The sequence below is a fragment of the Flavobacterium sp. MFBS3-15 genome (assembly GCF_026107645.2).
Classification (GTDB): Bacteria; Bacteroidota; Bacteroidia; order Flavobacteriales; family Flavobacteriaceae; genus Flavobacterium.
Genome location: NZ_JAPCHV010000008.1, coordinates 67,788 through 80,539, shown reverse-complemented (window position 1 = coordinate 80,539; position 12,752 = coordinate 67,788). Strand labels below are relative to the sequence as shown.

The window sequence follows — 12,752 nt, the reverse complement described above, 5'->3', positions numbered from 1 at the left end:
TGCGGATTACCTGTCATACCACGCCTCCACTTTCACTTTAACCGTTTTGCTTTTGCCGGGTTTTGCAATCACGATGTTGTCGTCTTCGCTTTGGTCGGTTGCCGCCTTCGAGTCCCAGCTGCCACGCGTTATCCTGAACTCAAGGGGGAATTGTACGCTGAGGGTTATCTCCCTTTCAAAATCAGAGACTTTTTTCAGCTTTACTTTCCCGGGATCCCAGTCACCGAGGCTATATTGGTTTCCGGCGATAAAGGCATCGTCGTTTTTATTTGGTACAATGACTTTAAAACTAACCAGCCATTGATCGCCCTGTGGTTTTGCCGGATTGCTCCCAACAAAGGCATTGAGCTTCTTCAATCCGTACATGAGCGACGGCACATAGGTATGCAAGTGGTTTTCTTCAGGGAATTCCTTTACCAATACGGTATACTTTCCAAAATCGTCTTTGGCATCAATGAATGTTTTGACTTTCTTATAGCTGATCCCCCACTCTTCCCTCATTTTTATTAGTTCATTCCCCTGGCTGATGTAGAGGAACCTTTTTTCACCGGGCTTGTTGAAATCGGCCGCAATGAAATCATTAGCCAGCCTGTACTCATCATAGGCCAGATTCGGCGAAATCGCAAGGCAGCCTTTAAAAACCGGCGGCGCATGGATAGCCTTGTCCAGCACGAATGATGCGCTTAGCGAATGCCCTATCGCATACTTCTCCGATGTGGTGCGGAACTTTTTATCTATGAAAGGCATAACCTCATTCGTAACGTATTTCCAGAAATTCTCTGCATTGGGATTATTTGTAAGCGAAAGTTGCTCCACGTTAACCGGCTTTGGAAGGTAATCGCTATTCCTGTAGTAATCCTGGTCCGGATAAGGCGGTGAGCAGATGCCTACGACAATGCAGCTTCTCGGCTTGTCGGTAAAACCCATTGCCGCATGCACCATGTCGAACATCTCGCGGTTTTGGGCATCGAAAACGTAAATCACATCATAACTCACCAGTTCACGCTCATCATAAAACCGGGGTGTAAATACCAGTATTGGCCTGTCCTGACTTAGTATTTTTGATTTAATCTGCAGTGCTTGCACCCTCGGGATTTCCTGTGCTTTTAAGCCCACGGGCAAGAGGATTGTTAAGCAAAAAAGGATGGCTGCCTTAGCTATATTTTTCATGGAGGACACAATTTATACCTCCAAAAGTAATGTAAGATTATACCCTAAAATTGTACGAATGGGACATTAATTACTAACTTTACGTACAAACTAACAAACACATGGAATTATTCATCTACATTTTTGCGGCGCTTTTTTCGGTGATCAATCCTTTGGGGGCCATACCGATATTTGTGGGGCTTACCCAGGACGACTCCCTTAAGGAACGCCAGCGCATTTCCTTTTGGACAGCAATCAACGTGTTCCTTATCATGATCATCTCGTTTTTTGTGGGGCAGTATGTGCTGGCCTTTTTCGGCATCAGTATCGATGCCCTGCGCATAGCAGGGGGGTTCATCATCGTGAATTCGGGTTTTACGCTGCTCAACCGCAAGTTCAGCAAGAGCCGCGGGGTGAACAAGGAAGTAGAGACCGACGCCCAAAAACGCAACGACATAGCGCTTACCCCCCTGGCCATACCCATGCTAGCCGGGCCCGGATCCATATCGCTGCTCATTGCCATGTACCAGGATTATAAAGACGATATTACCAACCTCATCATTGCCTGCGCCGCAATGGCTGCAATGGCCCTGTCGATATTCCTCATCATGAGGAGTTCGCACTACCTGTCAAGGATATTGGGTGCATCGGGCATCGTGGCCATTTCGCGCATCATCGGGTTTATCGTGATCGCCATTGGCATACAGTATATTGCGAGTTCGGTGGTGAATATTTTGGAATCGATTGATTTCGGGTGATAAAGTTTTCAGTCGCAGTCTCAGTTTTCAGTCTGGGGACTACTGTGACTGCGACTGAAAACTGCGACTTTTACAACGCCAAAGGCTTCAAATCCCCATTGGCAGTAACTACATAGACTGTCTTCTTGTCGGTCGGCTTAGTATCTTCTTCCTTTTTCAATTTAACGGTCACATACAGGTCGTAAAATACCTGTACCGAGGGCTCAGTCACTTCAGGGTTGATTACAAAGTCGTGTGTCTTTACCATAACCGGATTGTAATAGCTGGTTTCGTTTTTGGCCATGTCATTAACGATGCCATTGCGCGAATGCGGCAGCTGTGAACGCGAAAAAGCCGTATAGCTGCTGTAGCTTTCCACCGGATATACGAGGTTGTAGCTCTCCGATAGTGTTTTTTTCTTCAGGGCAAGGTCCTCGCCGAGCACCTGCGAATAGTATTTCAGTTTAGCCGTGTATTCCTCCAGGGAACGCGCCTGCAATTTTGCCTGGATGGCTTCGAGGTTGGTGATCACATAATCGACCTTAACCAGGTCGTAGACTTCATTGGCCGCACATACCGAAACGATCTTATCCAGCACCTGCGACTTGTACTTGATGATGAGGTTTTTCCGCATTTCGTAACCTGCCGGTTTTTCGGTATAGGTCTTTTTGCTGAAAATCTTTTTAGTGACCTCATATTCATACACCGGTACAAAGGAAATCATATCGGTCAGCACCTCGATGGTTGGGTCGACAGCCTTGATGCCCGCTTTTATGGCAGTGATCTTCTCATTCATCAGCGCATCGATCTCCTCCAGCGAGGTGCCTACTTGCACAATACTGAACGTAGCCGAAAACTGGGTGGGTTTTTCGTTATAAATGCCGCGTATGGCAATGCGTATCTCATCGCTATTTCCTGTGGTTGTGTTGGACATTTGCTGCACCTGAGGCCGGTAATGGTTTCTGCCATGGTTTACGTTACCGGCTTCCTGTGCGGTGGCATGGAAAAAGCTAAGGATGAGGAGGGGTAAAAGAAAGTTTTTCATGATTGTCTATTTTTTATTTTCTATTGATTATTATTGAGGGCGCCGTCATTGCGAGGAGGAACGACGACGTACTCATTGGAATTTGAATTTGGTGCTTGTAATTTAGAATTTACCAAACCTGGAATTTCTACTTTTTTATATGATACACAATCTTCATCTCCACCACATATTGCAGGCATACTTCGGGGTCGGACGGATTGATGACCTTATCGAATGACGAAGTATCGATGCCCTGGTAGTAGAACGTTTTTGCTTTGCGGGCTTCTTTCTTCACATATTGGCGGTCGCCTTCAATGTAGCTAAGGTCGGACGTCTCGAACGCACTATATTTTTGGTACTGCGTGCGAGGCTGCACGCTGTAATAGCTGTCCTGTATGATGTTGAAATCGTCCGACAGCACTGCCTTAAACGCCTTTACATACTTCTGCTTTTTCGCATCGATGGATTTTACGGCCTCATCAAACAGCCCGGCATAAAGCGCATCTACATCCTCATTGATGTATTCGGCTTTTACGATATCGTATATCGCAAAATCGGAAGCGATGTCGGTAAGCCGGTTAAAAGCTTTCACATTCGCCAGGCGGACAATCACGTTCTTCTTTACCTCAAAGCCCGTTTCCTTTTGCACGGCTTTGGTTTCGCCTACTTCATAATCATAGATCCTGGTCTGCGAAATAAAATCGGTATATATATCAGCTTCCCTGACACCAAGGCTCTTTACCTCTTTGATAAAACCGTCAATGCGTTTTTTGATGCCCTCGTTGCAGCCCTTCACGGTTTTCGATTCCTGGTTAAGGCCGAGGGTCACCACAAGCACATCGGGCTTTACATTCATAAGTATGCGTGTAGAAATGGTAAACTGGTCGCCACTTGCTGAGATAGAGGGTTGCGGAGTGCTGCTGCCACGGCGGTTATTGTAATAGTCATTGTTGTCGCCGTAAATTTGGTTGCCGCTGATTTGGGCAGATGCGGAAATGGAGATGAGGACAATGAGAGTTAAGAATAGTCTGTTCATAGTTTATGGTTTATTTTTTATTGTTTATTTTTTAATGCTTGGTTATTGATACTGCCATTGCGAGAAACGAAGCAATATTTCAGGGTGAATGCCAATGATAACGGAGGAAAGATTGCTTCGTCGTTCCTCCTCGCAATGACTGAGCATAGTTGATTTGAGATTTTAAAAATTGGAACTTACTTGTCATTTGAGAATTGGAATTTCGAATTTCCCCGTTGTAATTTCAACACCGCAAAACTATTTTTCGTTTCACACAACGCTACAGTAAGTCATTGGCAAACAACCTGAAAATTATTTTTCAGTAGTTTTACAGTGCATTTACAGTAGGCTGAGCGGCCTATTTTAGTACATTTACTTCCGGATGAATGACATTGCCCTTTTTTACCTGCTCAAGGAAAAGATTCTCGTAAAATACCGGGAGCATTACCCCTATTATACCGGCACCATCCATTCGTTTGGCAATAAGGACATCGCACAGCTAATCGACCTGATTGAAAAAGATTGTAATGAAAGGGTGAGCGAAAAGTGGGTGTACACGCACCTGAAGCCTACAGAAAATGAAAAACTGCCCAGAAAAGACATGTTGGACATCTTCTGCAAATGGACAGGTTATAGCAACTGGGATGCGTATGTTTTCCACCACAAGGACGAACATGCTCAGGTAATGAAGGCGCAGAAGCCTGAAGTACAGAAAAGAAATACTAAAATCACATATATGGTAATGGGCATAGCCGCAGTCATTTTTGGATCAGCCATTGTTCTTACGGCTTCGGGAGGCGATGTGACCATCTGCCTTCGCGACCGCTATACGCAGAAAGAAGTCGAAGAAGGCAAGGTTACGCTGTATGTGCTGGATAACGGCAAGAAAGAAAAGCTTACGCATAAGGATGGCTGTTTCGTGATCAAAGAGCATAAAGGGGAAAAGCTGGTGGTTGCCGAAAGCCCGTATTACAAAGCCGACACCCTTAAGATTGCAGCAGGCACGACACAGTATGAATTTGACCTGCAGCCCGACGACTATGCCATGATGATGCGCGCCTACATGAACAACAATGCCGATGACTGGAAGAAACGCCGCAGGCAGCTGGACGCGGTAATTTCAGATGATGCCGTGATTGTTGAGGTAATGTTCGACGACATTGGCGTGGAATTTTTGAACAAGGAGGAGTTCATCAACAAAATGACCACGCCGTCTAAAATAGCCCGGGCAATGGAAATTGTCGAAATTGAATACAGCGGAAAGAAAATTGTTTCACTAAAATACATGCAAAAAGAAAAATGAAAAAACTGATAGCCATAGCATCACTTGCTTTTATACAGGCAATAAATGCACAGGATGCCGGACGCAGGGCGGAAACAATTTCGCCAAAAATGATGGAAGCTTACGAGTTGAAAGCCGAATCCAGGGCGGCGGAGTTCTTCAGTTATGTTGAACTGCTTACCGACCCTGCAGCTAATGCCGAGATGAAAGCGCAAACCACTGCTGAAGCCCTTAAGCTGTACCAAAATGACAAGGTGACGCTTGAAAATGTATTCGACGGAAAAGAAAGCCCTGTGACCGTGAAAAAATTTTTGGAGCTGGCATCGGCACAAAAAAAGAAAGTTGGCATTTCCATAACCGCAGTACAGGTAATGCAGCGTGGGGATACACCAAAACGCCGCGACTGGATGCTGACCTATGAACTCATCGTCGGTAAGAAAGTGTATAATGTGAGTCAGATGTTCAGCATGATCCTGGAAGAAAAACAATTCGGCAATTCAAAAAAGCTGGTTTGGAATTCGTACCTTGGAGAAATGCGGTCGATTAAGTAAATCCCATAAAGCAAAAACTCCGGAAAGGTAAACTTTCCGGAGTTTTTTTAATAATTCTTCTCTGCGTGTATGTGCAGCCCGCACTCTTTCTTGCCGCCTTCCCACCACCAGCGCCCGGCCCTGAAGTCTTCACCTTTGCTTATGGCGCGCGTACATGGGGCGCATCCTACGCTCAGGTAGCCTTTGGCATAGAGTGTGCTCAGTGGTATCTTATGGCGTTTTACGAGCTCTTCCACCTCCTCAAGCGTATGGTGCAGCAACGGATTATATTTTACCAATTGGTTCGCATCGTCCCACTCGAGGTATTCCATGGTTTCCCTGTTGGCAGATTGCTCTGCCCTCAGCCCTGTTATCCACAGCCCGGCGCCTTCAAGGGCTTTTTTGAGCGGCACTACTTTGCGTATTCGGCAACATTCCTTACGGCTTTCAATACTGTTGTAAAAGCCGTTGATACCATCTTTCGCAACATACTCCCTGATGTCTTTCTCATCCGGGAAAAAAGTCTTTATTTTTAGTGATGGGTACTTGTCGTGCGTTTTCTGGAATACTTCATAGGTTTCATTGAATTGCCTTCCTGTATCGAGTGTGAAAGCCGATACAAAACCGGCATAAGGATGGATATAGTGGGTTAGCAGCTGGTCTTCTATCCCGAAAGATGTTGAAAATACTTTCTTTCCGGCAATATTTTCCAGCACAAATGGCAGGGCTTCCTCCAGCGCCATGCCTTTCAGGCGGCTATTGAGGTAATGCAGTTGGTCTGTGTCCATATTTATGATTGCAAATATTTTTCAAATATAACTATTACCCTATAGATATAGTAGACTATTATCATAAAAAAAACGCTACAATTGTGTTAAATCGTATAACGACTTGTGTGCCAACAGTTCCAAAGTATTGTCACGAACCTCAGCCATGAATTTATTCAGGGAGCAAACCTCCTCGTGCGGGCAGTCGTCACACTTTTCATAATAATTAAGGCTCACGCAGGGCAGCATCGCAATGGGGCCGTCCAGCACACGTATTAGGGTTGCGGCAGTTACCGTTTTAGGGTCTTTTAAAAGATAATACCCTCCACCTTTTCCTTTTTTGGAACCAAGGATACCAAATTTCTTGAGGTCAAGCAATATGGCCTCAAGAAATTTTTTCGGTATCTGCTCCTTTACCGAAATATCGGATATCAGCACCGGTATGGTGCTGTCCTGCTTCGCTATGTAAATCAGCGCCTTTAGGCCGTATTTCGTTTTCTTGGATAGCATCTATTTCTTTAATAAAAATACCTCAGCCATCATGCAGCGCGCGCTTCCGCCACCGCAGGCCTCAATGGTATCAAGGCTTGAACTGAGTATTTCGGTATGTTTTTCAATTTTAGACACCTGGTCTTTAGTAAGCACCTGCCTTGCCGATTCGCTCATCACAAGATAGCTCTTGCCGTTGGCTCCTTGTACCTGCAGCATGTTCCCGGCAAAATGGTTTAGTTGCTGTTCTGTAAGCAGTATGATCTCCTTGCCGTCTTCCCGAAGGTTTTCCAGCACCATTTTGCGCTCCTTTTTATCATCAATGCAATCAGCGCAGATAACTGCAAAAGTATCACCTATGCACATCATTACATTGGTATGGTATATGTGCCTGCGCTCACCATCCACAGTCTGGAATGCCTCGAATATAACCGGGGATAGTTCAAAATCCTCGCAATACTCTATCAGCAGCTCTTCATCGGCACGCGGCGAAAGTGCACAGTAGGCTTTATGGTTGGCCCTGTCCAGCACAATGCTGCCTGTACCTTCAAGGAAAATACCATCCTCTTCGGCTGATGTATAATCTACAATATTCTCTATGTTGAAACCCTGGTCTTCGAGCAGGTCCAGTATGTCCTCACGGCGCTCGCTACGGCGGTTTTCGGCAAACATAGGGTACAATGCCACATCACCATTTTCATGGAATGACACCCAGTTGTTCGGGAAAATCGAATCGGGCGTGTCGGGATCAACCGTATCATCCACAACTACAACATTAATGCCTGCCGCACGCAGCTTTTCCACAAAAGCGTCAAACTCCTGCTGTGCCTTTGCATTTACAGTGGAGGGCAGCAACCCGTCCATCACCTTCTGGTAATAATTATTCACGGCAGTCTGCTCGTTCATCCGGAAAGCTACCGGGCGTATCATCAGCAGCGTATCAGTAATCTGTCTCATCGTATGGTTATTCCCTTATAAGGGGTAATGTTGAACATCTTAAAAGCCCTTCCTGTTTGGCAATCTCGGCATAGGGTACTTCCTCTACGGTAAACCCGCGTTCCAAAAGCCAGTTTTTCAGCCTTGTAAAATTCCTCTCGATTACCACTACGTTGTCATCAATCGAAAAGAAATTCGAGGTCATATGGTACATCTCTTCCCTGTCAATATGAAAGAGGTTCTCTTTGCCAAATAAGTTTACAAGATACAAATAATCTGCTTCTTCCCTAAAGCCGCTTTTATAAATTACGCCTTTATCCCTGCCCACGGGCTGGAAGCAGCAATCCAGGTGCAATGCGTTATCACGCGCTTCAATCCTCGACTTTACAAGATCGAATTCTTTTACGATCTTGTTTGGAAAAAGCTGCTTTATGTAATTCACTCCATGCATGTTGGTACGTGCCGTAATGAAATCCTTATAATCGCTGCCTTTATAGGTTCCTATGAAAATATGGTCATTCCACAAAATCACGTCGCCGCCCTCAATATGGACTTCCTCCGGGGGACGCACCACTTTAGCAGGATCCATTTTGTCAATTACATATTGTATGGCATCCAGTTCCCGCTCACGGTCCGGCAGTATATTTGCCTTTATGAAAATATCGTCAATCACAAACCCGATATCCCTGCTGAATATCTGGTTATAATCATTAATTACCTGCGGGCGGTATACTTCAACGCCGTACTTTTGGAAAACGGCATTAAGCGCTTCCATTTCTGTGACCATGTCTGCCTCAACAGGGTAGGTGCCTGCTTTGATATGCTCCAGCGACTTAGGATCATAAGCCTCGTCAACCGTGGGCGTTGGGCCGTTGCTTTGGGCAGTTCCCAGTACTACCGCTTTTAATCTCGACGTTTCGTTCTTTACATTCAAGTGTAACATTGTTTGTTTGTGCTTTAGGCAAATATATAAAAAAGCCCCCTTTGGGAGGCTTCTTTATATATTATTCTCATTCTATATCTAAAAAATTGATAATGTGAGTGTTTTATACTATTTCACTACAAATTGCTTTGTAGACTTGGCACCATTTGAAGTTGCGGTTAACAAATAGATACCTGATGCATATCCTGAAGTATCTATAGTTGGATTTCCGTTACCCGGAGCAGAAACATGCACCACCCTCCCGGTGATGTCACGCACCTCAAAAGTTGCCTTTGCCGAAGCATCGCCCATCTTTACAATAATATAATCGGTTGCCGGGTTAGGGTAGAGCGTCATCATATCGGACTCAAAACTCTTCCTTCCAAGCGCTTCCATTGTAATTGTACCCTGGTAGGGAACAAAGTTCTGTTGTGTCACAGTAACATCAAGAAGTCCTTCACCTTCAAAATCGCCCAACGAAATTACCGCCTGTCCGCCGGATACTACCGCTGTCCCAATGATAATGCCATTTTGGGTAATCGCTACTACTGCACCTTCCACAGCACATTGCACAATGATTTCGCCTGCCGTACTTTGTACCGTTGCAGGATGTGTTGCCACCAGTTGTGAAGCCTCTGCAGTCCTGAATACCACAGACGGGTCACCAAAGAGTACCCATGTCTGCATCACTTCTACTGCTGTAGGGCTCTCCCAGTAGCTTTCCAGCATACTGTATTGTCCGTTATAAAATAATCCTCCTAAAGTATTTTTGTCATTCCCCGGTTCACCACCAACAACAAGCTCTGTCATTTCATCCTGGGTCTGCATCGGCTCGGCCCAGGCCATCAAAATCGACGACCCTGCTGCAGCAATCGCTCCCGCAGGCATATTATTGTGCTGTACCCTCAGCCAGGCTTCACAGTGCGATGTGCCGGCGGCAAAAGTCCCGTTATTGCAGGCTACAGAAATGACAAACGGGTACATGCCATTATTCTCAAGCATATTAACATGGTCATTGGTATACCACCCGGTTACCATTACATCCTGCGCACCATGCCCGGTATAGTTGATAAGGCCAACGCCATCATTCACTGCTTCAGATATCATGTACGGCTCCACGTTACCATCCTGATCATTTCCTCCGTGGCTTCCATCGAACAACTCGTGAATATAAGTATAGCCATTATCTAACAGCCTTATGCCCATATTGCGGTTATGAAGCCAGTCCGGTTCGCCGTCATCGCCAAAGCCGTCACCCTCATTCGATCCGATCCCCACCGCACGGGTCATCCAGTTGCCTTGCATTGGGTTCATTTCATATTCCAGTGTGCGGTTTACCATTACGGCTACTTCACCTATATTTCCTGAAAATCGTCCAACAAGTACTTCAGGATAAAAATCGTCACCTTCAAGCTGCGCGTAATATGTATCGCTCCATAACTCCTCCCCCGCCCCGGTAATTCCGTAGGAATAGGTAGGCAGGTCCTCATGGTCGCCTGCAAAAAGTATATATGCCAATCCGGGATTATTATCATAAAACCCCTGGATGAAGGACTTAATGTTTTCGGCAGCTGCACCTGTCTGGGACAAAGTAGCTACAGTAGTCTTTATCCCTTTTTTGTTTTTCCACGCTACCAGTGGTGCCACTGTTTCAGCATAATTATCAGGTACAATTACGAGCATTTCCCCATTTTCCGAAACTGGCTCATACATAGCTTCAGCATTCGCAAAGAGGTTTCGGTAAACCTGGTTAAACAGTGAGTTGCCTGCGCCCTTACCACCGGAAATTTCATTGATACCCTGCTCACCTGCATTTACCACAAATGAGGCCCTGATGCCATGATAAAGCCTCAGTTTTTTTGTAACAGGATTGTACTGGTATGGAAAAAAAGAAACTGTCACGCCACGTGTTCCCCTTAGTATGAAAGGGCTGGACATTTCTGCAAGATTGCCAGGATAAAAAGCATCCTGCGAGTAGGTTCCGCCAAATTCATAAGGTACGGCTGAAGGGGTTATATTCCTTTTAAGACTGCCCTTGGACGGCAGTACCGAAATGTTATCAAACTCTTCAAAGCTATCGTAAGTTACAACTATGGTAACATTTCCTGCATCGGGCACAATAACCGACTCAGAATGTACAGGAAGTGCCGGTGCGCCTTTTGTCATGGTAAATACTTTGGCTGTATTGCCGAAGTCCTGATACGTGGCACCATTTACCAACTTGTCCTGCTTAATGAATGCCGGTGCAGTGTTTTGCAGCGCCATTCCGTTTCCGTTGTCCTTTAAAAATTTAATATCCTGCGCAGAGGCACCTAACAAAGAAATTGATGCCAGCAGGGAGAAAGTAAGGTGTTTTTTCATAATTCCTGTTTTATAGTTTTCATAGCGGCCTAAAGATAATATTTTTTTCAATTAAAATGTTAACACCCAATGTGTATCACAAAAAAAAGCCGCTCCTTTTGAGAGCGGCCCTGACTATATCGAAATAGCTTATTTCCTGTTTTCTACATTTACGAATTCACGTAGTGGCGAACCAGTATAAATTTGCCTTGGACGGCCAATAGGCTCTTTGTTTACCCGCATTTCTTTCCATTGTGCAATCCAGCCGGGAAGGCGTCCGATAGCAAATAATACAGTAAACATTTCTGTAGGTATGCCCAGCGCCCTGTAGATGATCCCTGAATAGAAATCAACATTAGGGTATAAGTTCCTTGACTTGAAGTACTCATCCTGCAATGCAGATTCCTCCAGTTTTTTGGCAATGGTAAGTACCGGGTCATCTACACCAAGTGTGGCAAGCACTTCGTCGGCAGCCTTCTTGATGATTTTTGCCCTTGGGTCGAAGTTTTTGTATACCCTGTGCCCAAAGCCCATAAGGCGGAACGGGTCTTCTTTATCTTTTGCTTTTGCAAGGTATTTATCGGCATCACCGCCGTTAGCCTGGATTTCCTCAAGCATTTCAAGTACTGCCTGGTTGGCGCCACCGTGAAGCGGGCCCCAAAGTGCAGATACTCCTGCAGAGATCGAAGCAAAAAGACCGGCATGCGACGAGCCCACCATACGCACCGTAGACGTTGAGCAGTTTTGCTCATGGTCGGCATGAAGTATGAACAGCTTGTCAAGCGCGTCGATAACTACGGGGTTTATCTTGTATGGCCCGGTAGGGAGCTCAAACATAAGCCTCATGAAATTTTCAACGTAACCTTTTGTATTGTCGTAGTAATTCAATGGATAACCCATGTTCTTACGGTACGTCCATGTAGCGATAACCAGAAATTTACCCATGGTTTTGCAAACGGCCTCGTACATGTCTTTTTCGTTTGTCACGTTTACAGACTTCGGATTGAAGGCAGTAAGCGCACTTGTAAGCGATGCCAGTACGCCCATTGGGTGGGCGTTTTTAGGAAAACCATCAATGATGTTCTTCATTTCCTCATTTACGAGGGTATATTTCCTTATGTCGTTCTCAAATTTTTCGATCTGGGCAGCTGTTGGCAGCTCTCCAAAGATCAGCAGGTAGGATACTTCCAGGAAATTCGACTTCTCAGCAAGCTGCTCGATAGAATAGCCCCTGTAGCGAAGTATTCCCTCTTCCCCGTCAAGGAAAGTGATCTCACTCTTGCATGAACCCGAATTCTTATAACCGGGATCCATGGTGATGGCACCGGTCTCACTGCGCAGCTTATCGATATCAATGGCAACCTCATTTTCCGAGCCCACAATTACCGGAAACTCGTACTTTTTGCCATCAATCTCTAATATTGCAATATTTGACATGATTGTATTGTGATTTTGGTTGAGAAAAATTAATCCTGCGAATTTAATGAATTGAAATTAATTTTTAAAGGAAATTACGTAAGAAAATGGTTAAATATGGCAATAAAAATCAAAAGTCGACGGC

12 protein-coding genes are annotated in these 12,752 nt (G+C 45.2%); 3 read left to right on the top strand and 9 right to left on the bottom strand.

The genetic code is table 11. From position 1 onward, the window contains the following. Window positions 1-6 precede the first annotated feature (6 nt). A complete protein-coding gene (locus tag OGH69_RS08665; protein ID WP_265174062.1) occupies window positions 7-1,170 on the bottom strand; it encodes an alpha/beta hydrolase-fold protein in 1,164 nt (387 codons plus the stop codon). 101 nt (window positions 1,171-1,271) lie between these two features. Between OGH69_RS08665 and OGH69_RS08660 the strand changes: the two genes are divergently transcribed. Next, complete coding sequence (locus OGH69_RS08660; RefSeq protein WP_265174061.1) at window positions 1,272-1,907, top strand: MarC family NAAT transporter; 636 nt, start codon at window positions 1,272-1,274, stop codon at window positions 1,905-1,907. Between the two features lie 70 nt (window positions 1,908-1,977). Here the strand turns inward: OGH69_RS08660 and OGH69_RS08655 are convergent, their stop codons facing one another. Beyond that, window positions 1,978-2,931 carry an SIMPL domain-containing protein gene (locus OGH69_RS08655; protein WP_265174060.1) on the bottom strand — a complete coding sequence of 318 codons (954 nt, stop codon included), beginning with the start codon at window positions 2,929-2,931 and terminating at the stop codon, window positions 1,978-1,980. A 127-nt stretch (window positions 2,932-3,058) separates the two neighbouring features. Beyond that, window positions 3,059-3,946 (bottom strand): SIMPL domain-containing protein, encoded by an 888-nt coding sequence (locus OGH69_RS08650; protein WP_265174059.1) that lies wholly within the window; start codon window positions 3,944-3,946, stop codon window positions 3,059-3,061. A 361-nt stretch (window positions 3,947-4,307) separates the two neighbouring features. Between OGH69_RS08650 and OGH69_RS08645 the strand changes: the two genes are divergently transcribed. Further along, window positions 4,308-5,228 carry a hypothetical protein gene (locus OGH69_RS08645; protein ID WP_265174058.1) on the top strand — a complete coding sequence of 307 codons (921 nt, stop codon included), beginning with the start codon at window positions 4,308-4,310 and terminating at the stop codon, window positions 5,226-5,228. Then, entirely contained in the window at window positions 5,225-5,758 is a 534-nt protein-coding gene (locus OGH69_RS08640) for a hypothetical protein (RefSeq protein WP_265174057.1), read from the top strand. The genes OGH69_RS08645 and OGH69_RS08640 overlap by 4 nt, the downstream gene beginning before the upstream one ends. Before the next feature lie 47 nt (window positions 5,759-5,805). Here the strand turns inward: OGH69_RS08640 and OGH69_RS08635 are convergent, their stop codons facing one another. From OGH69_RS08635 to OGH69_RS08610, 6 genes are all read right to left on the bottom strand, one after another. Next, window positions 5,806-6,525: a phosphoadenylyl-sulfate reductase gene (locus OGH69_RS08635; protein WP_265174056.1), complete on the bottom strand. Its 720-nt coding sequence runs from the start codon at window positions 6,523-6,525 to the stop codon at window positions 5,806-5,808. Between the two features lie 75 nt (window positions 6,526-6,600). After that, window positions 6,601-7,014 carry an RrF2 family transcriptional regulator gene (locus OGH69_RS08630; protein WP_265174055.1) on the bottom strand — a complete coding sequence of 138 codons (414 nt, stop codon included), beginning with the start codon at window positions 7,012-7,014 and terminating at the stop codon, window positions 6,601-6,603. Beyond that, complete coding sequence (ctlX, locus tag OGH69_RS08625) at window positions 7,015-7,950, bottom strand: citrulline utilization hydrolase CtlX (protein ID WP_265174054.1); 936 nt, start codon at window positions 7,948-7,950, stop codon at window positions 7,015-7,017. A 7-nt stretch (window positions 7,951-7,957) separates the two neighbouring features. Beyond that, a complete protein-coding gene (locus tag OGH69_RS08620) occupies window positions 7,958-8,872 on the bottom strand; it encodes a dimethylarginine dimethylaminohydrolase family protein (protein ID WP_265174053.1) in 915 nt (304 codons plus the stop codon). A 108-nt stretch (window positions 8,873-8,980) separates the two neighbouring features. Beyond that, on the bottom strand, window positions 8,981-11,212 hold the full coding sequence (locus OGH69_RS08615; RefSeq protein WP_265174052.1) for a C25 family cysteine peptidase: 2,232 nt from the start codon (window positions 11,210-11,212) through the stop codon (window positions 8,981-8,983). 129 nt (window positions 11,213-11,341) lie between these two features. Next, window positions 11,342-12,628 carry a citrate synthase gene (locus OGH69_RS08610; protein WP_265174051.1) on the bottom strand — a complete coding sequence of 429 codons (1,287 nt, stop codon included), beginning with the start codon at window positions 12,626-12,628 and terminating at the stop codon, window positions 11,342-11,344. Between the last annotated feature and the right edge of the window lie 124 nt (window positions 12,629-12,752).

Bases quoted from the DNA above. Each gene is read 5' to 3' on its own strand.
- OGH69_RS08635 (WP_265174056.1), bottom strand. From the start codon at position 6,525: ATGGACACAGACCAACTGCATTACCTCAATAGCCGCCTGAAAGGCATG.
- OGH69_RS08655 (WP_265174060.1), bottom strand. From the start codon at position 2,931: ATGAAAAACTTTCTTTTACCCCTCCTCATCCTTAGCTTTTTCCATGCC.
- OGH69_RS08615 (WP_265174052.1), bottom strand. From the start codon at position 11,212: ATGAAAAAACACCTTACTTTCTCCCTGCTGGCATCAATTTCTTTGTTA.
- ctlX (WP_265174054.1), bottom strand. From the start codon at position 7,950: ATGAGACAGATTACTGATACGCTGCTGATGATACGCCCGGTAGCTTTC.
- OGH69_RS08660 (WP_265174061.1), top strand. From the start codon at position 1,272: ATGGAATTATTCATCTACATTTTTGCGGCGCTTTTTTCGGTGATCAAT.
- OGH69_RS08620 (WP_265174053.1), bottom strand. From the start codon at position 8,872: ATGTTACACTTGAATGTAAAGAACGAAACGTCGAGATTAAAAGCGGTA.
- OGH69_RS08650 (WP_265174059.1), bottom strand. From the start codon at position 3,946: ATGAACAGACTATTCTTAACTCTCATTGTCCTCATCTCCATTTCCGCA.
- OGH69_RS08665 (WP_265174062.1), bottom strand. From the start codon at position 1,170: ATGAAAAATATAGCTAAGGCAGCCATCCTTTTTTGCTTAACAATCCTC.
- OGH69_RS08640 (WP_265174057.1), top strand. From the start codon at position 5,225: ATGAAAAAACTGATAGCCATAGCATCACTTGCTTTTATACAGGCAATA.
- OGH69_RS08645 (WP_265174058.1), top strand. From the start codon at position 4,308: ATGAATGACATTGCCCTTTTTTACCTGCTCAAGGAAAAGATTCTCGTA.
- OGH69_RS08610 (WP_265174051.1), bottom strand. From the start codon at position 12,628: ATGTCAAATATTGCAATATTAGAGATTGATGGCAAAAAGTACGAGTTT.
- OGH69_RS08630 (WP_265174055.1), bottom strand. From the start codon at position 7,014: ATGCTATCCAAGAAAACGAAATACGGCCTAAAGGCGCTGATTTACATA.